At 35.6% G+C, this 23,457-nt stretch carries 16 protein-coding genes; 5 read left to right on the top strand and 11 right to left on the bottom strand.

Annotation, left to right across the window (positions count from 1 at the left end):
• The first annotated feature begins 12 nt into the window (after positions 1–12).
• Positions 13–342 (top strand): hypothetical protein, encoded by a 330-nt coding sequence (locus tag ABD730_RS01815; RefSeq protein WP_344712146.1) that lies wholly within the window; start codon positions 13–15, stop codon positions 340–342.
• Here the strand turns inward: ABD730_RS01815 and ABD730_RS01820 are convergent.
• Both ABD730_RS01820 and ABD730_RS01825 read right to left on the bottom strand, forming a co-directional pair.
• On the bottom strand, positions 332–4,153 hold the full coding sequence (locus tag ABD730_RS01820) for a GEVED domain-containing protein (protein ID WP_344712148.1): 3,822 nt from the start codon (positions 4,151–4,153) through the stop codon (positions 332–334). The two genes, ABD730_RS01815 and ABD730_RS01820, sit on opposite strands and share 11 nt — an antisense overlap.
• A gap of 527 nt (positions 4,154–4,680) precedes the next feature.
• A complete protein-coding gene (locus ABD730_RS01825) occupies positions 4,681–8,787 on the bottom strand; it encodes a GEVED domain-containing protein (protein ID WP_344712150.1) in 4,107 nt (1,368 codons plus the stop codon).
• A gap of 245 nt (positions 8,788–9,032) precedes the next feature.
• On the opposite strand from ABD730_RS01825, the gene ABD730_RS01830 reads away from it, so the two are divergent.
• From ABD730_RS01830 to hemL, 3 genes are read left to right on the top strand one after another with little or no spacing between them, the layout of a single operon-like run.
• On the top strand, positions 9,033–9,932 hold the full coding sequence (locus tag ABD730_RS01830) for a 1-aminocyclopropane-1-carboxylate deaminase/D-cysteine desulfhydrase (RefSeq protein WP_425583495.1): 900 nt from the start codon (positions 9,033–9,035) through the stop codon (positions 9,930–9,932).
• Between the two features lie 37 nt (positions 9,933–9,969).
• Positions 9,970–10,803: a glucosaminidase domain-containing protein gene (locus ABD730_RS01835; protein ID WP_344712152.1), complete on the top strand. Its 834-nt coding sequence runs from the start codon at positions 9,970–9,972 to the stop codon at positions 10,801–10,803.
• Positions 10,804–10,806: 3 nt separating this feature from the next.
• Positions 10,807–12,093: a glutamate-1-semialdehyde 2,1-aminomutase gene (hemL, locus tag ABD730_RS01840; RefSeq protein ID WP_344712154.1), complete on the top strand. Its 1,287-nt coding sequence runs from the start codon at positions 10,807–10,809 to the stop codon at positions 12,091–12,093.
• A 49-nt stretch (positions 12,094–12,142) separates the two neighbouring features.
• Here the strand turns inward: hemL and ABD730_RS01845 are convergent, their stop codons facing one another.
• The 8 genes from ABD730_RS01845 to rpsO all read right to left on the bottom strand — a co-directional run bounded on the left by ABD730_RS01845 (position 12,143) and on the right by rpsO (position 21,068).
• Positions 12,143–12,517, bottom strand: a complete 375-nt coding sequence (locus tag ABD730_RS01845) for a hypothetical protein (protein WP_344712156.1) — start codon at positions 12,515–12,517, stop codon at positions 12,143–12,145.
• 146 nt (positions 12,518–12,663) lie between these two features.
• Positions 12,664–13,863: a glutamate-5-semialdehyde dehydrogenase gene (locus tag ABD730_RS01850; RefSeq protein WP_344712158.1), complete on the bottom strand. Its 1,200-nt coding sequence runs from the start codon at positions 13,861–13,863 to the stop codon at positions 12,664–12,666.
• Positions 13,864–13,894: 31 nt separating this feature from the next.
• Positions 13,895–14,674: a glutamate 5-kinase gene (proB, locus tag ABD730_RS01855; RefSeq protein WP_334467629.1), complete on the bottom strand. Its 780-nt coding sequence runs from the start codon at positions 14,672–14,674 to the stop codon at positions 13,895–13,897.
• A gap of 3 nt (positions 14,675–14,677) precedes the next feature.
• Positions 14,678–15,484 (bottom strand): pyrroline-5-carboxylate reductase, encoded by an 807-nt coding sequence (gene proC / locus ABD730_RS01860; RefSeq protein ID WP_334467628.1) that lies wholly within the window; start codon positions 15,482–15,484, stop codon positions 14,678–14,680.
• Positions 15,485–15,761: 277 nt separating this feature from the next.
• A complete protein-coding gene (locus tag ABD730_RS01865) occupies positions 15,762–17,198 on the bottom strand; it encodes a glycosyltransferase family 2 protein (RefSeq protein ID WP_334467626.1) in 1,437 nt (478 codons plus the stop codon).
• A gap of 140 nt (positions 17,199–17,338) precedes the next feature.
• Positions 17,339–18,103 carry a hypothetical protein gene (locus tag ABD730_RS01870; protein ID WP_344712161.1) on the bottom strand — a complete coding sequence of 255 codons (765 nt, stop codon included), beginning with the start codon at positions 18,101–18,103 and terminating at the stop codon, positions 17,339–17,341.
• A 216-nt stretch (positions 18,104–18,319) separates the two neighbouring features.
• A complete protein-coding gene (locus ABD730_RS01875; RefSeq protein ID WP_334467623.1) occupies positions 18,320–20,575 on the bottom strand; it encodes a polyribonucleotide nucleotidyltransferase in 2,256 nt (751 codons plus the stop codon).
• A 223-nt stretch (positions 20,576–20,798) separates the two neighbouring features.
• On the bottom strand, positions 20,799–21,068 hold the full coding sequence (gene rpsO, locus ABD730_RS01880) for a 30S ribosomal protein S15 (protein WP_215928972.1): 270 nt from the start codon (positions 21,066–21,068) through the stop codon (positions 20,799–20,801).
• A 193-nt stretch (positions 21,069–21,261) separates the two neighbouring features.
• Between rpsO and ABD730_RS01885 the strand changes: the two genes are divergently transcribed.
• Positions 21,262–22,368: a sensor histidine kinase gene (locus tag ABD730_RS01885; RefSeq protein WP_344712165.1), complete on the top strand. Its 1,107-nt coding sequence runs from the start codon at positions 21,262–21,264 to the stop codon at positions 22,366–22,368.
• A gap of 62 nt (positions 22,369–22,430) precedes the next feature.
• Here ABD730_RS01885 and accD read toward each other — a convergent pair whose 3' ends face one another.
• Positions 22,431–23,288 carry an acetyl-CoA carboxylase, carboxyltransferase subunit beta gene (gene accD / locus ABD730_RS01890; RefSeq protein WP_215928570.1) on the bottom strand — a complete coding sequence of 286 codons (858 nt, stop codon included), beginning with the start codon at positions 23,286–23,288 and terminating at the stop codon, positions 22,431–22,433.
• Between the last annotated feature and the right edge of the window lie 169 nt (positions 23,289–23,457).

Genomic DNA, 23,457 nt, shown 5'->3' on the forward strand with positions numbered 1-23,457 from the left:
AACGAATAAACCATGATATTGATTTCAAAATATATAGTGCCTAAAGGCTATCTTGGAATGACCATATTTCCTTTTATGATTTTAAAGACAAAAACTTTAAAAGGCGATGCTGTACTCATTAATCATGAAAAAATTCACCTTAAACAACAGTTAGAATTACTTATTCTTCCGTTTTTTATATTGTATGTTTTTGAATTTTTATGGCGATTAATTCAGTATAAAAACTGGGATGTGGCTTATAGAAATATCTCTTTTGAACGTGAAGCTTATGCCAAAGAAAAAGACCTTGAATATTTAAAAACAAGGCCTTCTTATAATGTTATAAAGTATTTTAAAAAATAATTTTAGCAATACTTTGTTCGCCGTTAGTTAATTTCACTTTTAAGAATAACGTTGAATTAGTAGGCTGAAGCGCATTAATAGTAAACTGCGTTTGGTTAATTGCTGTGTTTTTAAAAAGCGTTCTGCCTAACATATCGTAAACTTCAATAGACTGCATGGTTTCGTTTGCAGCGTTTACAACAATATTGGTATTATCTTTATAAACTTTAACATCATTTACACTTTCAAAATCATCTACACTTAAGTTGTTAGCTCGGTATGTTAAAACCAATCTATCGTTTATAATACCAGTTTCGCTTGTAAATGTATAAGGCGCGTTGCTAATATTATGCGTAATTCCTGTTAAAAGGTCTTTAATATAAATGTCTTGATCTGTATCTAAAAATAAACCGTCAACGGTATTGATAGCTATGGTTTGAATACCTGCTTCTGTAATATTAAGCCCCAAAGGCACTGTGTCTGTATCTACAAACGGTGTTTGGCGACCTTGAATAAGATAGGCGTCTTCTTCAATCATAGAATAGAAATTTAAGCCTTCGCCTCTAGTGGTTTTGGCATCATACATACGGTCTCTATCATTTGTAGCTCCATTAGCATAACCAATTAATGTGGTATTGGTGCTACCAGATGGACTAATATAATCTAACCAAATTCTATGTTTAGTTGCTAGGTCTTCTTCTGCGGCATCGGTATCTGTATCTGCACTTCTATAAAATTGGTCGTTTCTGTAAGAAGCAGTGTGTCTCATATAATTTTCAAACGTTACACTTTCGGTAGTAGTGCCAGTATCATTCATTAGCACAAAGAAGCCTTGCCCTGCACCAATAAACTTGTGGTCAATGACTACTGGACTTGAAACACCAACAGAATTAATAGCGATATAATCAGCGGTGTTGTAATTATACGTAAAATCATCATAAAATGAATCTGTATTTCCTACGCCAATATCTGTACCGTGCGTCCAGAGGTAAACGTTACCATCGATAGTACTATTACCTGTTAAGAAATCTTCAATACTCAAGGCCGAAGGATACGGATTTCCTATTAGATTCCAATTGTCATCATCAGCAGTAATAGTAAGGATGTCATTTGAGTAGGGGTTATAGGTGTAACCTACTCCTTGATATGTTCCTCTTGTAATAGGTTGAATTATAGTCCCATTATTAGGCGTACCAGAAAATGTTGCAGTAAACGGCGCATCTGTAGATCCATGACCTACAGGGCCTTTTACAATATAACCTTTTCCTACATCCATAGCACCAGTATTATAGCTTTGCCATTCTCCAAATAGCATAGGGATGACAGGTGGTGGTGTGTTTCCTTGGTTCACTGTAGGAAGCCACTCATAGTTATAATCGGTTGTACCTGGAGATACATTTTGAATAAGGAAATTGTCAACTGGCGATGACCAATACACATAATCGTCCTCGCTTATAGTTGCTGTACGTTGCATATTAAATGTACCATTAACCGTATTGGCTGCATCCGTATCTTGAAATAGACTCGCACTATCTAACATGGTATATGTTCCGCCTGCTTTAACGTTTATAGCATCTGTAATGGTTAATATAGAATTGGGTTGTTGTGTAAGTGTGGCTCCATTCTCAATAATTAATCCGAAACCTTCACCCGCTGTTATGCCATCTATAATAGGACTGAATCCTGCAGCCGTAATAGTTACACAATCCGAATATGTTGGCACACCACTTGGCGACCAGTTTCCTGGAGTGTTCCAATTAGAATCTATAGCTCCAGTCCAAGCTTTACCAACATTAAAATCGGCACGAGTTCTTACGTCAGGAGACGATGAGCATGCCGCCCAATAAGAATATACACCAGGTGTGGTTCCTGTTATTTCTCCTTCGGCAACAGGGTCAAAATCTGTACCTGTAAAAATAGGTGTACCACCACTTGCGCTAGTGTACCATTCTATATCACCAGCTAATGCATTTGGATCTAATACGGAGCCGGTACCAGAACTAGAAATATCCCAATGGAATGCCCCATCAACTTGTGGAGTCCAACCACTAGTTGTAGTAACTAAAGTATAAGTGATACCAGGAACAAGGTCTGCTGTTATCTCAGCTGCCCATAAAGCAGGACCAGAATCATCATCTCCTGCAACATAAGTGCCACCACCACTACAATTACCAGGTGTAAAACCACCGTGAACGATATAACCCATAGAGTCAAAATCTGTTAAATCGCCGTCTATGGTGAATACATAGGTGTCTGCCTCATCTACCTCAAATTCAAAGGTGCTATAGGCTTGTTGACTATAAGACGTATTAAATAAACAGAGCTCCGCACTTGTTATACCCCAATCTAAAACATTAGCAAACGGTGACGAAGGTGATGTAGAACCAATAATGGAGGAAATAATAGATCCACTTACACAAGCCGCATCTGCGGTTAATACATCTGAAGGATCTCCAGGACAAATAGACACATTGGTTGTTGTTGGCGGATTAACAAGCGTATCAAAGGTTGCAGAACCTTGCCATTCGCCTTCTTCTCCCCAAGCCGTACCACAAACCGATCGTACCCAAATATAATAGGTGGTATCTGCAGACAAGCCTGTTAGGTTTACTGAAGTTGTAGCCGAAGTTCCTGTTGGTGTTTGGTTGTATATAATAGGATTTGGATTTTCAGTAACAAAATACTCATAACCATTAGCCGGAGCCAGAGATGCGGGATCCCAAGTTACCGTTGCTGTGGTATAATCTATAGCACTAATGGCAATGTTTGAAGGATTATCTAAACAGTTAATGTCTGAGATAATAAGGCTGTAATCTTTAGACTCTCCATATTGGATATAGCCACATGGTGCTGGGTCGGCATTATTGAAATCGGATCTAATACGCATGGTATAGGTGCCAGGCGGAATAGTAGAAGGAATTTGAAAACCAGAAACAAAACTTGGGGTTAAAATTCCTGTGGCAAACACTTTTTCGTTGGGTGCACTTAAAAAATCGCCATCGCCATCCCAATCTACCCAAATATTAAAGCCATTGGTGCCTCCGCTACCAAAAATAACGGTAAAATCGACTTTGCCACCAGGAAATTGTTCTACAAAATCTGTGGCAGAATTATCTTCGTAACCTGGTGCTACCCATGCTGGATTTATATCTGTAATATTAAATGGACTTCCTAGTACAGCGGTTGTGAAATTTTGAATCCAATGTGATGTCGATGAACCTGATGGCACACAGTTGGTAACCAAACTAATATTGTCTATAGCTGCAGGTGCTGCAGTAGGAGCACTACCATCATTAGTCCATTCAAAAAGCAAACGGTAGGTGCCGTTATCTGCATAGCTACTAGGAATGGTAATGGTTTCGCTGGTCCAACTTGTAGATCCTGTATAAGTCCCTAAAAGGATGTTAGTTGCTGAAGGGATTATACCTGTAGGAGCATTTCCTACGGCTGTAGGGACTATCCATACCTTTAAAAGGGTACCGCCTTCTTCTTTCCAATCAAAACTTAGGCTTATGTGGCTTTCTGAAGCATCAAAAGTCACGTCTCTATGAAAATTAGGTTTAATAAAATCTTGAGCACCACTATAAGCATAAGGAGGTGGAGTCCCTGCGCCGTTTGTAATATAAGCGGCTCTGTTTCCTGTATAGCCTGAGACTCCTGTATCTGTTGTCCAAATATTAAAACCGGGGAATCCAATATTATCCCAGCCATTAGCTGTAAAATCAGCTCCAGATTCAAAACCACCTTCGACGTTAGGGTCTATAAGTACGGTTTGTGCGCTTATTACACCATAAGTAGTTAATGCAATAGCAAAAAGTAATTTTTTAAGCATGTATTCTATGTTTTAATGTAGGGTTAAAATAAGGTGGTCTATGCTAAGACCTCCTTTGTTTTTTCAACTTGGGTTTCAAAAACTATTTATACATATTAAGCAGGTAAAAAACAGATGTATATTATATTATAAACACCGTAGTGTTACCTTACTGTTAAGGAGTTAAATTAAAGCTATTCTATGTTTTAGGAGGTATATTTCAATATATTATCGATAAAACCTAAAAATTAGCGGATGAAAGTGAGGTTTTTGTAGTGTTTAATTGTGAATAGCTTTGGTTTTTTGTGAAAACGTAGTTTTTTATAAAAAAAATATAGTCGTTTAAGCACTAATTATTAGGGTTGAAGGCCTTTTGGGACGGCTTTAATTTAGGCTTAAAAATGCCCTAAAAAAAGCATGAAAAAGCCGTGAAAAAAACACTTAAAAAAAAGCCGTGAAAAACGGCTCTAAAAAAGGGTATAAAAACAGAAAGATCTTAACGGTTGTAATGTTAAGATCTCGGTCTGTTTGTAATGGTATTTTAAGGTTTAGATGATAAGCTTTTTAGATGCTGTTGTGCCATTGGCAAGCGACACAGTTACAATATAGGTCCCACGACTTAAGTTTTGAGTAGGGTAGCTGTAATCTGCTGCTGTGATATTAAGCTTTTTATGTATTAAGCGGCCTGTAATATCGTGCAACTCAAAGGTTTTAATTAAACTCTTAGTCGCCGTGGCTACAATCGTATTAGCTAAGGTTCTAATATCTAAATTGGCATTGGCATCTAGGTCTGTAACACTTAGGCTGTCATCGGTATTAAATCTTAAGACAAAACGGTCTTCAAAAGTGCCTAAATCTGTAGTAAAACTATACGGACTTGTTTTTAAATCGTGTATAATGTCTAGCACTTTGTCTTCAAGATAAATGTCTTGTTCTGTGGTTTCAAATAGACCATCAACCGTATTAAGTGCAATGGTATATTGTCCTTGTGTAGGAGTTTGAAATCCTAAAGGAATGGTGTCTGTCTCTTCAAAAGGTAAGGCTTTACCATGAATAGCCAGTTTATTCGTTTTTTCAGGCGTATTGAGTGTAGAATAAAACTGATAGTTAGAATCGTTTAGTAAATGGCCATCATATAATCTATCTATAGCATCTGTGGCACCCGCGGCATAACCTACTAATAGTGATAAAGCGGAATTATTGCTGTCAATTAAATCTAACCAAATACGATGTTTTTGGTTTGTATTGCTGGTGTTGTCTGCGTTTAGATTGGCACTTCTATAGAAGCCATCGTTAGCATAAGTTCCTCTCATGGTATTGTTAAACACTACAGGACTTGGTCTTGGTGAAGAATTAAGAAGTTGCACAAAGAAACCTTGACCTGCGGCAATATAACCGTTAAAACCAGGAGGTGTAGAGCCTAAGCTGTTGGCACTTAAATAATCGTTTTCTGAGTAATTATATAGAAAACCTGTATAAAACGGATCGCCTACAAAAGTACTTGGAGGAGCGGTGTGTCTCCAAAAATAGAGTGTACCATCTATATAAGGGTTTGCGGTTGTAAAATCGTTTAAAGAAATAGCAGAAGGGTATGGGTTTCCTATTAAATTCCAGTTATCATCTTCGGCTGTAGCGGTATTTCCGTTACCTTGGTAAGGTAGGCCGTTGTAGGTACCTCTAGTGATGTAATGTGTAATTTGTCCGTTGTTTAATTTGCCTTCAAATTGAGCTGTATTGGCAATAGCAGTCCCTTCTAAATCTCTAATGGCATAGCCTTTTCCTAAGGTCATATTGCCCGAAGCGTAGCTCCATTCGCCATGTTTTCCAGGACTGCCGTTATCTACGGTTGGAAGCCATTCAAAAATACCATAATTAGGTGTGCTTGGCGACACATCTCCTACATCAAAAGCTTCTACAGGAGTAGACCAATAGACATAATCAAAATTGGTTAATCCGTTAACTTCGCGTTGCACTTTGGCAGTACCTACATTTTGGTTGGTAGCCACATCTGTAATTTGTATAAGGCTGGCGCTGTCTTTTAGTTCGTAATCGGCATTAGTATCTATGGTAATTTTATCTTCAATAGTTAAAGACGAATTAGGTTGTTGTATTAGTGTGGCACCATCTTCAATTTCCATATTAAAACCGGTTCCATCTACCACACCAGTAATAACAGGGTCGTTTGCGGTAACAGGAATTACAATACAGTCTGTAATCACAGGTACACCAGCAGGAGTCCAGTTGTTAGGGTTGTTCCAATCTGAGCTTTCAGAGCCGTCCCAAACTTTATCTCCTGTTAAGGTAATTGTAGCTGTATCAATTTCTACGATTGAAGAACCAGAACAAAGGTCGTAAGTTACTTCAGAGTAGTAGGTTGTGGTTTCTGTTGGAGTTACGGTAATAATACCATCGTTATCTGGGTCATCAATTTCATTGGCAGGTGAGATAGCATCTTTGTACCATTTAAGCGTTGTAATAGAAGGACCAGCAGGTACAAATCTCCAAGCTTCGTCAAAGGCTACCCAATTAGCATCTCTTGCATTTCTGTTTGGTGCTACTACAGCAGTAGTGCCGTTGGCTTGTAGTCCAATAGTGGCGTTACCATCGTTCCATGCATTTAGCGTTCTTTTTTCTTTAACATAGACTTCAATAATGTTAGTATCTTCATAGAATACAATCATTCCTGTATATAATAAAGAGTTATCATCGTACATTGGTACATCGCTCCAGGCAGCAACTAAAGCTCTACATCCTGTATCTAGAGTAATTAATTGGTAGCCTATTTCGCCGCCTACACTCGGATCTACATCGTGATGCACTCCATGTATTGAAGGCCCATAATAGTAGCCAGATGCATTTTGGTAAGTAGGTATGTTGTAAATGGTTCTCCAGCCTGTAGGGCCACTAGCTAAGCTACTATCAAAAGAGATAACACCGTTAGAGCCAATCACACAAGAGTCGTAAGTATTGCCAAAGAAACAAAAATCGAAAGGTAAATCAATTTCTGGAGACCAAACGTCGTCATCGTTAACACTCACAGGATTTTCTAGACAGCTAAATTGAAACGGAGGAGCATAAGGAATAGATTCTACATTGTAAGTAGAGGTATCTCCTAAGTCTAGGTAAGTAGCTTCTAATGTTGTGGTGTTGTTTCCTACCGAGCAATTAATAGGGTCTGGATCTGCACCAGATAATCCTAGTCCACCTGCATTTACAGAAGGACAAGCCAAGGATGTTGTGCCAAGGCCATCAGAAGGAGTACAGGTTACAATGTCTAATACGGTTAGTGTATAGTCTTCGGCTTCTCCTATAAAACTGCTAGAACACCAACTTGGGTTGCCGGTATTCCAATTTATAACAATTCTCATTTGGTAGTCGCCAGGAGTTGTGCTTTCAGGAATGGTAAAACTGCTATTTATAGGATCGTAGTACCCATTATTAAAAACGGTTTCTCCGGCATCGTTAAAATCTCCATCATTGTTAAAATCGACCCATATACCAACTCCAAAACCATCATACTGCCATGAGCCATCTGTAAAGTTACCATAAAAATTGACTGTAGCGCCACGATATTGACTAACAGATAAGTTGGTGAAATTTCCGTAACCGTTTGTAGAATACCCAGAATTATTGTTGGTAATATTAGTTACACCTCCTGAGGTTGAAAAATCATCGATATAATACGATGAATTTGTGCCGTTAGGAATACAATAGTTTAAAGTGGTTTCATTACCGTTAAGAGGCGAGCTGTTTAAATAATTTGGGCCACCTGAACATAATGAATTATACGAAAACACATAAACATAGTATGTGGTGTTATTGTTTAATCCTGTTAGTGTAAAAGTGGTGTTTGTATTATCGCTTACAACCGTATGGTCGCCATAGGTTGCGCCTACAGTATAAGTAGAGCCGTCTGCTACAGGAGGAGTTACTCCTGTGGTGTTATAAACCACCAAATAGCCATCTGGCGAACTTGTTGCAGGAGTAAAGCTAAAGTCCATAGAGGTATCTAAAACATTGCTAAATGTAAGGTTAGTAGGTTGGTTAGTAGGTTGTGTACATGGTGTAGAATTTACGCCTGTGATGGTAACGTCGTCGAAAAAGTTATAATGACCATTGTATATTCCAGTTCCTGTAAATCTAAACCTTGAATTTGAATTAAATGTATACGAAGCGTTTGTGATGGTTGCTGAAAGGTTATGAGCATTTGACGTACCTTGATTGAAAAAATCAGTGCCTAATTCAAATGTTTGTATTGTTGTCCAGTTAGAGCCGTTATAGTATTGTATTCTAAACCCTTTATTATTTCCTAAATTGGAAGATTTGTGACAGAAAGAAATTGTAACACTAGAATATCCTGTTAAATCGAGTTGTGGGGAGGTCATTCGGTTTCTGCTCGTGTCATCATCTTTTGAATATATAGACCTATTTCCGTCACAAGACCAGGTACCACTGTACCATAATCCAGAATCATTACCATTACTTGTCCAACCTTGAAAGCCCGATTCAAAATCGTAAGTTACGGGTAATTGGGCCGTAGCAGAATGACTTGTTAAAAGAACTATTGCAAAAAAGACAACGCTTAATGTTTTGCAATTACTTATTCTAAAATTGATAAGTAATTGAGATAACGGAGAACGAAAATTATTGTTCATAATTAGTAGGTTTTAGCGTTAAGAATACCGTTTAATTGATATTAATAATTAGCTTAATCTAGGGTTAAATAGGACTAATTGATTTTAAATCCGAGGACAAGTGTAGGAAAAAAAAAGGATAAAAAATAATTTTTTACCGATAAAACGATTAAAAACACCGATTATCTGCATTTTTAATATATTTTCTTACAAATTTGAAAAACACTTAAATTAAAAGGAGTTGCCTATTTTTGTAAAAAAAAGATTTGGAAATTCCGTCTGTTCATCATCAAGATATAAGGTTTAAGAATTTGTTAATAACTATAAAGCGTGAAGATTTAATTCACCCTTTTATTTCGGGCAATAAGTACCGTAAATTGACCTATAATATTGATGAAGCCAAAAGGATAAATGCCACTTCTTTATTAACCTTTGGTGGTGCGTTTTCAAATCATATTGCCGCTGTTGCATATGCGGGAAACATGTATGGGTTTAAAACGGTTGGTGTTATAAGAGGAGAGGAGTTAGCTTTAAAAAGTCCATTAAATCCCACCTTACAATTTGCTAAAACCTGTGGGATGCATTTAGAATTTGTTTCGAGAGCTCACTATAGGCAGAAAAATGATGACGATTTTATTGACGGATTAAAAAGTAGGTTTGGAAACTTCTACCTTTTACCAGAAGGAGGTACTAATGATTTAGCGGTTAAAGGTTGCGAAGACATTTTACAAGCTACAGATAATGTGTACGATTATATTTGTTGTGCGGTAGGTACAGGTGGTACAATTTCGGGACTTATTAATGCGTCAGAATCACATCAGAAAATATTAGGTTTTCCTGCGTTAAAAGGTGATTTTTTACAACAAGATATTCGTAAATTTGCAAATCAAGACAATTGGGAACTGATAACAGCGTATCATTTTGGTGGTTATGGTAAAATAAAGCCCGAATTAATTGCGTTTATAAATCAATTTAAGAAGGCTTATCATATTCCGTTAGATCCTATTTATACAGGTAAAATGCTATTTGGTATATTTGATTTAATTGACCAAGGATTTTTTCAAAAAGAGTCAAAAATATTAGCCATTCATACCGGAGGTTTACAAGGTATAACTGGTATTAATCAAATATTGAAACGAAAAAACCAGCCCCTAATAGAGCTATGAAAATGAAACAAACATATAAAACAATACTAGCAAGCACATGAAGTTTAGATATATAATTGTATTAATTGTAGTGTCTGCAATGAGTTGTGGTCCTAAAAAAGGTATTGTTACAAAACGAAAAAATGATAGTACTAATAAAACGGTTGTTGTTAAAAATGATAAGGTAGAGACCAAAAAGCCAACCGTAACCCCTAATACAACAACCAATAAAGCACCAAGTACTGTAGATGCTTATATTGCTATTTATGCAGCGATTGCTAAAGACAATATGCGACACCATAAAATACCAGCTAGTATTACACTTGCGCAAGGTATTTTAGAATCTGGTGTAGGTAGAGGGCGTTTAGCTGTAGAGGCAAACAATCACTTTGGTATAAAATGCCATGGGTGGAAGGGAGCCAAAATTTACCATGATGATGACCGTTCGCAAGAATGTTTTAGAAAATATACCAAGGCAGAAATGTCTTATGAAGATCATTCTAAATTTTTAACAGGCCGAAGTCGCTATGCGAGTTTGTTTAAATTACGACCAAATGATTATAAAGGTTGGGCAAAAGGATTAAGGGCTGCAGGTTATGCTACAGATAGAAAATATCCTCAAAAACTAATCAGTTTAATAGAACGTTACCAGCTGCATAAGTATGATGATGAGGTGCTTAGTGGTGCAACGACTGCTCAGACCAAACGAAAATCTATAACAATTATTGAAGGTAGGAAGACGTCTGCCATAAAAAAGCATACTGTTACAAAAGGCGATACCTTGTATTCGCTTTCAAGACTTTATAAAACTACTGTTGAGGCTATAAAGTCTCAAAATAAATTAAAATCAAATGACCTAACTATTGGTCAAGAACTTATTATTCCTAATTAAGTTATGTTATATCAAAGAAGTAGCGCTTTGTTTAAAGAAGCGCAAGAGGTGATTCCGGGAGGAGTAAATTCACCCGTTAGAGCTTTTAATGCTGTTGGTGGTACACCAATTTTTGCAAAATCTGCTAAAGGTGCTTATGTTTATGATGAAGATGGCAACCGTTTTATCGATTATATTAATTCTTGGGGACCAATGTTGCTTGGTCATGCATTTCCACCAGTTGTTGATGCTGTTATAGAAAAGACAAAATTGGGAACATCTTTTGGAATGCCTACAGCTATTGAAACAGAAATAGCAGAATTAGCTGTATCTATGGTGCCAAATATTGATAAAATTCGTTTTGTGAATTCTGGTACAGAAGCTTGTATGAGTGCTATAAGATTAGCAAGAGGATTTACCAAAAAAGATAAAATTATAAAGTTTGCGGGGTGTTATCATGGTCATAGTGATTCCTTTTTAATAGCAGCAGGTAGTGGTGCTGTTACTTTTGGAACACCTAATAGTCCTGGAGTAACCCAAGGAACGGCAAAAGATACCTTGTTAGCGCGGTATAATGATCTTGAAAACGTAAAGGAACTTGTTGAAGCTAATACCAATGAAATTGCAGCTATTATAATAGAGCCTGTTGCCGGTAATATGGGGTGTATTCCTCCAGTAGATGGATTTTTAGAAGGTTTAAGACATCTATGCGATGCTCATCATATCTTATTAATTTTTGATGAGGTAATGACTGGTTTTAGATTGGCTAAAGGTGGAGTGCAAGAGCTAAAAGGTATTAAAGCCGATATTGTGTGTTTTGGTAAAGTTGTTGGAGGCGGATTGCCTGTTGGAGCATTTGCGGCACGGAATGAAATTATGAATTACTTAGCGCCATTAGGTTCCGTATACCAGGCAGGTACGCTAAGTGGAAATCCATTAGCTATGGCTGCAGGATTAGCAATGCTTAAAGCTGTTAATGCAGATACAGGCTTGATGAATAGGTTAGAAGAAAAAACGAAATATCTTCATAATGGTATTGCTGATGCTTTAAATAAAAATGGAGTAACACATACTATAAATAGCATTGGCTCTATGATTTCTGTTCACTTTGCAGAAGGAGCTGTGGTAGATTTTGATTCGGCTGCCAAAGGAAATAATGAGACGTTTAAAACGTTCTTCCACGGCATGCTAAATGCGGGCATTTATATTGCACCAAGTGCTTTTGAAACTTGGTTTATTACAGATGCTTTAACCTATGAAGATTTAAATGCAACCATTGCAGCTGTAGAACAAGTTGCTAAAACATTATAATAAAAAGACTGTATCTTATAGTGGCATTTAGCTTATAAGATACAGTCTCTTAAATTTTAATGAGTTTAATGGAGTCCAAATGAATGTCTTCTACAATTTGGTTTGTAAATTTAAAATGTCCTCTCGTTGTTATTAATCTAAAACGATACGATTTTAATTGGCTTAATGTATTTAAAAATAGCCATTTGGATTTTAACAATCTTGGTTTTTTAGATTTTAAACTTAAATCGAAGATGTGTTTACGGCCTTCTTTTTCTGCGACGATATCTGGTGTAACTTCAATTGTACTTCCCCTTTTTAAATACGACTTTGGGGTTTCATAACCTTCAATATCGGCCTTGATATTAGAATAGCCTAAATTTTGCAGATAGGAAATGGACTGATTTAACTCATTTGCGTACTTCTCTTTGTCTTGTGTTATCATAACTTATAGTATACCAAATTTTATTGAGACACCCTAATTATTTTGGTTAAAACTTTGAAAAGCATGTTGTTAGCTCTTGGTTTTGGCTGTTGGCTCAAGACTCTCTAATTCCCCAAAATCTAACACCTATCTCCTAATCCCTAACTCTAAATCCTAACCTGTCCATTTCCATACACGTAATATTTATTCGTTACCAATTGGTTTAGGCCCAAAGGTCCTCTATGGTGTAGTTTGTCTGTACTAATAGCGAGTTCTGCGCCAACACCCATTTGTCCACCATCTGTAAATCTGGTAGAGGCATTATGATATACTGCAGCACTATCAACATTGTGCATAAATTCCATGGCTTCGTCTGTGTGTTCCGTAATAATAGCAGCCGAATGTTTTCCAGAATAGGTGTTAATAAGATCAATAGCTTCTTCTAAAGTATCTACCTCTCCGATGAGAAGTTTTAGAGCTAGAAATTCTTCGTGCCAAATTTCACTATTCGAAACCGTTTCTTTTTGAGGTAAAATGCTTGAGACCTTATCATCGACTAGAATTTCAACATGATGTTGTTCTAATTTTTCTTGAAGCATTTTTAGTTTGGTTTCGTATTCTGGAAGGTTTTTATTGATTAATACTTTGTCTAAAGCATTACAGCCCGAAATTTTATCTGTTTTAGCATTAATAATCACATTTACAGCTTTGCTCCAATCGGCATGTTCAGAAACATACAAGAAGTTATTGCCGCGTCCACTAACTAAAACGGCGCAAGTGGCATGTGTTTTTACAAAATTGATTAAACGCTCACCACCACGAGGAACAATTAAATCTAAGGGTTCGGTTGGGTTTTTAAGAAATTCTTGGGTTTCTTCACGTTTTAAATGCAATAGCTTAATCCATTCTTTAGACAAGCCATTTTCTTCTAAAGCTTGGTGCCAGCATTTTTCTAAAATAAGATTGCTGTTTAGGGCTTCTTTACCACCTTTTAATAAAATTTTATTATTGGCTTTAAAGGCTAAAACGGCTGCTTCAATAGTAACGTCTGGTCGCGATTCGTAAATAATAAGAATGGTACCAAAAGGAGCTGTAGTGTTTACTATATTTAAGCCGTTTTTTAGTGTACGATTAGATAGTTCTTGTCCAACAGGATCTTCCTGATTCATAACGGCTTCAACCGCAGTAATCATTTCATCTACCTTTTTATCATTTACAATTAAACGCTCATAAAGGGCTTGGTCTTCTTTTTGAAAAGCCTCTAAATCCTTTTTATTGGCTTCGATAATGGCATGTCTTTCGTGTCCTAAAATCCTTATCATTGATTTGAGGACTTTGTTTTTTATACGTGTTTGTAATAGTTTCATTTTTTAAATTTTTATAATTGAGGGGTTTATTTTAAGCACTAATAAATTTTGTGCCTACTGCTTTATTATTAATAATATCTATGATTACATTTTCGCGTTTACCATTGGCGATGTAAGTTGGGATGTCTTTATTTGCAGTGCCTTTGGCTATTTTTAATTTTGAGGCCATTCCGCCACGGCCTTCTCCTTCTTTTTTATCAGAAGCCTGAACATATTGTTCGACATTCTGATTGGTTTTAACTTCGTGTAATCTAATAGAATCTTCGTCGTCTGGATGTCCTGTGTAGAGTCCGTCTGTATCGGACAAAATGATTAATCGGTCGGCATCTAAAAGTTCGGCAACTAAGCTTGCGAGCTCGTCATTGTCTGAAAACATAGACATGGTTAAGGATACGGCATCGTCTTCGTTGGCAATAGGAATGACGCCTTCGGACAATAAGCCTTCATAACAGTTAATCATATTTTGCCTGTGTTTTCCAGCATCAAAATCGCGTTTTGTGGCTAAAATTTGAGCACAACGCATGCCGTAATCATGGAAAATGCTATAATAATGACGCATCATCCTAGGCTGGCCAACAGCAGAATAGACTTGTCTTCTTACCGATTTATCCTTGATGTCAGTGTCGCCCAAAACTTCCATACCTGCAATTGCAGAGCCGGAGGAGACTAAAATAACCATGATGTCTTCTTCGTATAAAACGGCAATTTGCCTTACCAATTCTCTAAGTACTGGTCCTAATATTCTATTGTCTTTGTTTGTTAATACGTTGGTACCTACTTTGACGACCACACGTTTTATATTGTTATTCATATTTTATTTGTCTTTGCCTAATTCTACAGCACGATCAAATGCTGCATAGGCTGCATCTTGTATTAATTGTTTTACATTATTGTCTTCCATAGAATCAATGGCTGCTTGAGTTGTGCCTCCTTTTGAAGCGACTTTAGCTATCCATGATTTTGGCGATATATTGTTTTGATTGAAGAGTTCTATGGCTCCTTCAAACGTACTGCTTACTAAGACTTTGGAATCGTAATCCGAAAAGCCCATTTTTAAAGCTGCTTCTAACATGGATTGCATAAAATAGAACACATAAGCAGGGCCGCTTCCTGAAATTCCTGTAGAGGCGTCAATAAACTTTTCCGTGTTAACATGAATGGATGTTCCTGTAGTGTCTAAAAGGTTTCTTACCATGATTAGTTCTACTTTGGAAACGTCTTTAGATTCTGTGTAAGAGGTGACACCTTTACCAACTTGTGCGGGTAAATTAGGCATGGTTCTAATGACTTTTTTTGCGTCTAATTTTTGCTGAATGGTTTCAATAGTGACTCCTGCCATTAAGGACACAAAGATTTGACTGTGATTTATCATGGGTTTCATTTTTTCAAATAAACCATCACTGTGATACGGTTTTACAGCAATAAAGACAATATCTGCTTTTGGTAAGCAATCCTCTAGATTGTCAAAAACGTTAAATCTTGAATCTTGGCGTAAGGTTTCTATTTTTTTTGGATCGGTATCATATATTCTCAGTTTATGCTTATTAAGTAATGGCGATTCTGCCATACCTTCAGAATATGTTAAACCCATATTACCAGCTCCAATTACTAATACTTTCATTTTTTTATTAAATTAATTCACCTTAATTACCACAAGGACTGTACGGAAGTGCCAAAAAGAAAGATTGATTTTAAGAATTATGGAATCTTAACATATTTGTGTTAATCATTGAGAAACTGTAAACTTATGAGTGGTATACTTGTGGAAATGAAAATCTTAAAATTTTACTAAACCTATAAAACTGACAGCCTGTCGGTGACAAATTGAGTGATTTGTATAAAAAAAACCTATCAAGTTTTATTTTGATAGGTTTATATATGTTGTGTAAAAAGTTTTTTTACTTCTGTTCGGCTAAGCCACGTGTTAACCAACCTCTTCTATTTGCTGTTGCAATAGCATAAGGTGTAATCCAGAATAAAGCAAAGGTGAATAAAATGCTATACGAGTAAGCCCAAAATCCTTGCGTGGTTTTATATTGGCTAGTAAAAAATAGTACAGAAAAAGTTGAAACCACTAAAATACTAACTAGGGTAGAGCCTAAAAATAATAAAGGATGTACTAAAACGAAGAACAGCATAGAGATTAATAAAGGATAGCTCATAAGTATTTTTACAAATTGGCTAATAAATAAAATTCGTGTAGCAGATTTTCCTTTGGCTCTAAAGTTTGTAAATACATATTTAGCCATTTCTAGGTTTTCTCTAACATTACTTCGTCCCCAACGGATAAACATTTTATACAAACCGATATATTCTTCAGGGACATTGGTATAAGCCACTGCATTTTTTTGAAACAAAACGTGTTTACCTTGTTTTAAAATCATATTGGTCATCGCTCTGTCTTCTCCAATGTCTGATGGTTGTCCCATAAACGTTTGATTGATCCACTGTGGTAAACAGTTATGCACAGCAGTGCTTCTGTAAGCAGCTAAGGCTCCAGGAGTACAGAGTACAGAATTTAAGTTACTTTCTGCAGAACGCACAAATTCAAAACTTAAAACAAAGCTAACATCTAGCATTTTAGGTAACATTTCCTTTTTGTTGTTTAAAACTCTAATATTACCAGCAACAGCTCCACAATTTTCGTCTTTAATAAAAGGGCTGACTAAATTTCTCAGTGTGTCTTCAGTAACAATAGAATCGCTATCTACGGTAACATATACATCACCTGTTCCTAAATTAAATCCACGGTAAAGTGCATGACGTTTTCCTTGGTTTTTGGGTTGTTGGTATATTTCTAAACGATCTCCTAATTTCTTTTTAGCATCTAGCATCCAATCCCAGGTGTCGTCCTTACTACCATCGTCAATAGATATAATTTGTAGTTTATGTTTGGGATAGTTGCTATTGTCTAAACTTATTAATGTATCATACACTTGTTTGCCTTCGTTATATGCTGGAACAATTACAGTACAAGTTGGTAATTCTTTGTCTGAAACAGAGGCAATAGGTTTGTATTTGTAATAATTATAGGCCTTATAAATAAAAAATAAGGCTTTAAAGGCTAAGAGGGTAGTGGCTAAGATTATAAATGTATATCCAATAGTGCTGCTCATTTTATCGGCGTTGAATTGTTCAAAGTCGCCATAAAAAACAGATAAAAAATAGATGCCTAAAAGCATGAGTAAAAATGTACTAAAAAGGACAATTTTGTTATTAGTGTTTTCTGTTTTTGATTTGCTGTTGAGAAACAGGTTGAAATTTTTGGATAGTTTTTTAGTAGTGCTTTTTGAAGTTGATATTATTGTTTTTGAGAAGGTGTCTTTTGAAGCCATATATCTTGTTTTGTTGATGAGATGATTAAAACAGATGTACGTTTAATATTACAGTTTAGATTTTTTTTGAGTTTTATTTAACATTACAACTAAAACTGTTGGCTTAAGCAATTACTTATGTAAATCTAACAATAATACGCTTAATCAATAGGTATAAGTCCTTGAGCACTAATGGTTCCAGATAAATACTCTCCTTCGTCGTCCAAATTCTCAAGGTACACATTATTAAATGTTATTTCTACGGTATTTGTTTCAGGGCTTATATAATTTACTGTAAACGACCCAAAATCTACATTATAAGCCCACCATGCGTCGTCATATTCATCATAATTAACTGATGTATCTGGATCATAAGAAACCGACACCAAACCGTCTTCTAATTGGTAGGTCATGCCTGTATGCATACCATCACCTAACACTCCGACAATAACTTGTGGACCAGTTGCGTAAACTCCAGTCATTCCGATTGAAACATAATACCTTTCGACTCTTACTTGACATGCTGGATACCTATCCGTATCACAAGTAAAGCTTTCGGGGAAATTTAGACTAGAACTAATAAATGAATTGTCTATTGCTCTAAACTTTGCACTAATATGAGAACTTTCTTCATCATAAATATAAAAGTATGCGGAGTTTCCGGGAGGCGAATGAGGAGATTTGCTGCCTAATTCCCATTCAAAAAATTCATAATTTAAATTTGGAACTGCGGTACATAAAAGCGAATCTCCAAAGCAGTAAGCTTCATCTCTATAATTAATTACACCAGTACCTAAAGGGAATACAGATGTTGTAATTGTAAGAGGGGCTTCACAATTGGGATTTCCATCATTAGTATTTTTACTACAACTACATAGCAAGAAAACGTAACTCATTATTGCGATAAAAAATATTTTAATTTTCATAATTGTGGCTTTACAATTCATAGTGTTTAAAATTAAATAAGCAAAATAGTTACTCCTATACCTGATAATGGGTATTTTATAGTCTAATGATAAACAAGCCTAGTTGATTATACTATTGCATTTGGTATTTCTGAAATAACCAAAATAGAGCGCATAAAAAAACCTGTCAGGCTTAAAAACTTGACAGGTTTAATTTATATAAAAAGAAATTAGAAATTAATCTTCTTTCTTATCTTCTCTAGGTTTGCGATCATCACGTCTGTTATCACGTCCACGATTATCTCTTCCTCTGTTATTATCACGTCCACCAGAACGTTTGTCATCTCTTGGTGGTCTTGCTACATAACCTTCAGGTTTTGGTAAGATTGCCTTACGAGATACTTTTTCTTTACGTGTTCTAGAATCGATACCGAAGTATTTAACATCAAAAACATCTCCCATGTTTACCACATCAGATACATTTTCTGTACGTTCCCAAGCTAATTCAGATACGTGTAATAATACTTCGTTTCCTGGTGCAGCTGTATATTCTACTACAGCACCAAAATCTAACATCTTAATTACTTTTACTTCGTAAATGCTACCAACTTCAGGCTTAAATAAAATAGCATCAATTTTTGCCATTACAGCATCGATACCTTTTTTACCAACTCCTAAAATTTCAACAATACCTTCTTCAGTCACTGGGTCTTCGTTAATAACGATAGTTGTCTCAGTTTCTTTTTGCATTTCCTGAATTACTTTTCCACCAGGACCAATTAAAGCTCCAATGAATTCATTAGGAATACGTCTTGTTACCATTGTAGGCGCATGTTCTTTAACATTTGCGTTTGGTGTAGCAATGGTATCTGTTAATTTTTCTAAGATATGTAAACGACCATTACGAGCTTGTTTTAGTGCATTTACAAGAATTTCGTAAGACAGACCTTTTACTTTAATGTCCATTTGACAAGCTGTAATACCATCTGCAGTACCTGTTACTTTAAAATCCATATCACCAAGGTGATCTTCATCTCCTAAGATATCAGATAATACAGCGTATTTTCCAGAATCGGCATCAGAAATTAATCCCATAGCAATACCAGAAACCGGTTTTGTCATTTGTACACCAGCATCCATTAATGCCATTGTACCAGCACAAACAGTTGCCATAGAAGAAGAACCGTTAGATTCTAAAACTTCAGATACTATTCTTACAGTGTAAGGACTCTCGTCTGGCACCATACCTTTTAACGCACGTTGTGCTAAGTTACCATGTCCAACTTCTCTACGAGACGTTCCACGAATAGGTCTTGCTTCACCTGTACAAAACGGAGGGAAGTTATAGTGTAAATAGAAACGCTCTTCACCTTCTTGAGAAGGCATATCTATTTGGTTTGCATCTCTAGAAGTACCTAAAGTTACTGTAGCTAATGCTTGCGTTTCTCCACGTGTAAAGATTGCAGAACCATGTGTTGATGGTAAGTAATCTACCTCACACCAGATTGGTCTGATTTCGTCAGTTTTACGACCATCTAAACGTAAGCCTTCGTTTAAGGTTAAATCTCTAATAGCCGCTTTTTCTGCTTTGCGGTAATACTCAGATACTAAACCACCATAATCTGCTAATTCTTCTTCAGAAAATGTAGCTATAATATCTTCTTTTATTTGTTGAAAAGCAGCACTTCTTTCGTGCTTAGAAGATCCAGCTTTTGCAATAGCATATACTTTATCGTATGCCATGTCATGTACTTTCTTCTCTAAATCTTTGTCTTCTCTTTCTGGTTCGTATTCACGAGTTGCTTTCTTTCCAAAGGCTTCTGCTAATCTTACTTGAGCAGCACATTGTACTTTAATTGCTTCGTGAGCAAACTTAATAGCATCTGCCATTTCTTCTTCAGAAATTTCATCCATTTCACCTTCTACCATCATTACAGAATCTGCAGAAGCTCCAATCATCATATCGATGTCAGACTCTTCTAATTGAGCAAATGTTGGGTTAATGATGAATTCTCCATTAACACGACCAACTCTAGCTTCAGAAATTGGGCATTCAAATGGGAAATCTGATAATTGAATAGCTGCCGAAGCTGCTAAACCTGCCATTGCATCTGGCATTACTTCTGGGTCATGAGACATTAATTGAATCATTACCTGAGTTTCAGAATGGTAATCTTTTGGGAATAACGGACGTAAAACACGATCCACTAAACGCATGGTTAATACTTCTCCATCACTAGGTCTTGCTTCTCTTTTAAAGAAACCACCTGGATAACGGCCTGCAGCAGCAAATTTTTCTCTGTAATCTACTGTTAATGGCAAAAAGTTAACATCTTTTTGCTCGTAGTTGGAAACAACTGTACATAATAACATACATTTTCCTGATTGAACAACAACAGAACCATGTGCCTGTTTTGCTAATTTTCCAGTTTCGATAGAAATTTCTCTACCATCACCAAGGTCAATGACCTCTTTAAATACCTTTGGAATCATAAATTTTTTAATTCTAATTCTAACGCATTATTGCTCGTTAGAATAATGTTAAACAATGGTCGTTGTGTTGTTGTGTAGTAGTTGTTGTATGACCAATGAAAAACTGTTAGTCCTGAAGTCGATTCAAGATCTAGCTTCTTCAATTTTGGTTTTTATACTCGTCCAAAACCGAGTTGTTATATAACAAAAAACCACGCTGTTAGGCGTGGTCTTTTTATTGAGATTATTTTCTTAATCCTAATTCTTTTACTATCGCACGATATCTTAAAATATCTTTCTTAGTTAAGTAATCTAATAAAGCACGACGCTTACCTACTAACTTTACTAATGAACGCTCAGTATTAAAATCTTTACGATTGTTTTTTAAGTGCTCAGTTAAGTAATTGATTCTGTAAGTGAATAAAGCAATTTGCCCTTCTGCAGAACCTGTGTCTTTTTCGTTTTTGCCATGTTTTTTAAAAATGGCTTCTTTTTCTTTTGGGTCTAAATACATTCTAATATTATTGTAAATGATTGTTATGTACACGAAAGCTTCTCTTTCGAGCGGCAAATATACTATTTTTTTGTGATTTGGTATTTTTTTCGTAACTTTTTGATGTTGAAATTACGATTAGAAATAATTTAAAGCAACAAACCCTTATTAACTGATAGCTTTCATATGGTTTAATCCTTATTAAATATAATGTATGAAAGTTTCAAATCATCTACAGGATTCTTCTAATGCGCACGATGTTTTAGAGCGTATATTTAATAATACTTATAATGGTATTGCTATCGTAAGCTTAGATGGAAATTGGTTAAAGGTTAACGAGAGTATCTGCGATATTTTTGGATATACAAGATGGGAGCTTTTTAATATGGACATTAGTAATATTGTCTATGCTCAAGATCTTGGTGTACACGAGCATAAATACGAAAAACTTATAAATGGTAAAATTGATAAGTATCGTGTAAAACAACGCTATTTCCATAAAGACGGTTCCATTATTTGGTTGTTAATCTATGTGTCCTTGGTTTATTTTAAGGAAGGACGTGCACACATGATTTGGCAATTTACAGATATTACTAAGAGGCAAAAAAATCAAGATAAGTTAAAATTGATGCTTAGTGTTGCCGAAGAACAAAATGATAGGTTGCGATCTTTTGCTAATATTGTGACTCATAATCTAAGATCGCACTCTGGTAATTTATCTGTTCTTACCGATTTTTTAGAGGAAGATTTTTCTGTTTTAAACCAAAATGAGAATTTTCAATTATTAAAACAAGCTGTTGAGAATTTACAGGAAACCGTTGCTCATTTAACTCAAGTAGCAAAAATTAAAGAAATTGATGCTTCTAAAATGCAGGTTCTTAATTTATATGATTATGCCGAAAAAGCGACTTATAATATTATTGCTTTAGCTCAAAATGCAGAAGCCATAATTTATAACGAAATTGATGAAGATGTTTGTGTAAAAGGCATTCCAGCCTATCTTGATAGTATAATTCTAAACTTTCTTACAAATGCTATTAAGTACAAATCTGAAAAAAGACATCCAATTATAGAATTAAGCTCTCGAATTGAAGCCGATGTTGTGGTATTGGTAATTAAGGATAATGGACTTGGGATAGATTTAAATAAGTTTGGAGATCGGCTTTTTGAGATGTATAAAACGTTTCACAATAATGAAGACGCCATTGGCATTGGTCTTTTTCTTACTAAAAATCATATTGAATCTTTAGGCGGCAAAGTAGAAGTGCAGAGTGAAGTAGATGTGGGAACTGAGTTTTCTATATTTTTTAAGAAAGCTTAATACGGTAACACGTTAGTTATTAAAACAAAAAAAAGAGGTTGATTAAACCTCTTTTTTTTTTTTTATGATCGTATCGGTTGATTTTTTATTAAATCGATATACAAATTCACTTTTGATTTTAAATCTTTACGATGGGTTATAAAATCTAAAAAGCCATGTTCTAATAAAAATTCTGAAGTTTGAAATCCTTCAGGTAATTCTTTACCCGTTGTATCTCTTACAATTCTAGGGCCTGCAAAACCAATTAATGCTCCCGGTTCTGAGATATTAATATCTCCTAACATTGCAAACGAAGCTGTTGTACCTCCAGTTGTAGGATCTGTACATAATGAAATATAAGGGATACCAGCATCTGCGAGCTGAGCAAGTTTAACAGATGTTTTTGCTAACTGCATCAGAGATAAAGCAGCTTCCATCATACGTGCTCCACCAGATTTACTAATAATCATTAAAGGAGTTTTCTTTTTTAAGGCATAATCTGCAGCTCTGGCAATTTTTTCACCTACCACAGACCCCATAGAACCACCAATAAAGCTAAAGTCCATACAAGCAATAACTAAATCATTGCCTTTAGATTTACCAACTGCAGTACGTACAGCGTCCTTTAGGTTTGTTTTAGCTTGAGCCGCTTTTAAACGGTCTGGATATTTCTTAGTGTCTTCAAATTTTAAAGGATCTTTAGAGGTTAAGTTCGCGTCTAATTCCTTGAATTTATTATCATCAAACAAAATTTGAAAATACTCATTACTTCCAATTCTTACGTGGTAGCCATCTTCTGGACTTACATAAAAATTTTGTTCTAGTTCTTTGGTGTCTATTATTTTTCCAGTAGGAGATTTATACCAAAGTCCTTTGGGAGTATCTTTTTTTTCCTCTGTTGAGGTTTGAATGCCTTTATCTTTTCTTTTAAACCAAGCCATATTAAGGTTACAATTTTAATCCTTAGATTATACTAAGGATAGGTTTACGATTTTGATTTTAATAATCAGTAATCGCTACTTTTAATTCGTTATAATTTGCAAATGCAAAGTGTACAAAATTACTATTTTATTAAATATAACTCAAAAATAGGAATAGCTATCTCAAAAA

It is taken from the genome of Winogradskyella damuponensis, assembly GCF_039538385.1.
GTDB classification, from domain to species: Bacteria; Bacteroidota; Bacteroidia; order Flavobacteriales; family Flavobacteriaceae; genus Winogradskyella; species Winogradskyella damuponensis.

Excerpts from the sequence above, each read along its gene's own strand:
- hemL (WP_344712154.1), top strand. The coding sequence starts at position 10,807 with ATGTTATATCAAAGAAGTAGCGCTTTGTTTAAAGAAGCGCAAGAGGTG.
- ABD730_RS01875 (WP_334467623.1), bottom strand. The coding sequence starts at position 20,575 with ATGATTCCAAAGGTATTTAAAGAGGTCATTGACCTTGGTGATGGTAGA.
- ABD730_RS01820 (WP_344712148.1), bottom strand. The coding sequence starts at position 4,153 with ATGCTTAAAAAATTACTTTTTGCTATTGCATTAACTACTTATGGTGTA.
- proB (WP_334467629.1), bottom strand. The coding sequence starts at position 14,674 with ATGAATAACAATATAAAACGTGTGGTCGTCAAAGTAGGTACCAACGTA.
- ABD730_RS01845 (WP_344712156.1), bottom strand. The coding sequence starts at position 12,517 with ATGATAACACAAGACAAAGAGAAGTACGCAAATGAGTTAAATCAGTCC.
- accD (WP_215928570.1), bottom strand. The coding sequence starts at position 23,288 with ATGGCTTGGTTTAAAAGAAAAGATAAAGGCATTCAAACCTCAACAGAG.
- rpsO (WP_215928972.1), bottom strand. The coding sequence starts at position 21,068 with ATGTATTTAGACCCAAAAGAAAAAGAAGCCATTTTTAAAAAACATGGC.
- ABD730_RS01870 (WP_344712161.1), bottom strand. The coding sequence starts at position 18,103 with ATGAAAATTAAAATATTTTTTATCGCAATAATGAGTTACGTTTTCTTG.
- ABD730_RS01885 (WP_344712165.1), top strand. The coding sequence starts at position 21,262 with ATGAAAGTTTCAAATCATCTACAGGATTCTTCTAATGCGCACGATGTT.
- ABD730_RS01835 (WP_344712152.1), top strand. The coding sequence starts at position 9,970 with ATGAAGTTTAGATATATAATTGTATTAATTGTAGTGTCTGCAATGAGT.
- ABD730_RS01825 (WP_344712150.1), bottom strand. The coding sequence starts at position 8,787 with ATGAACAATAATTTTCGTTCTCCGTTATCTCAATTACTTATCAATTTT.
- ABD730_RS01865 (WP_334467626.1), bottom strand. The coding sequence starts at position 17,198 with ATGGCTTCAAAAGACACCTTCTCAAAAACAATAATATCAACTTCAAAA.
- proC (WP_334467628.1), bottom strand. The coding sequence starts at position 15,484 with ATGAAAGTATTAGTAATTGGAGCTGGTAATATGGGTTTAACATATTCT.
- ABD730_RS01850 (WP_344712158.1), bottom strand. The coding sequence starts at position 13,863 with ATGAAACTATTACAAACACGTATAAAAAACAAAGTCCTCAAATCAATG.
- ABD730_RS01815 (WP_344712146.1), top strand. The coding sequence starts at position 13 with ATGATATTGATTTCAAAATATATAGTGCCTAAAGGCTATCTTGGAATG.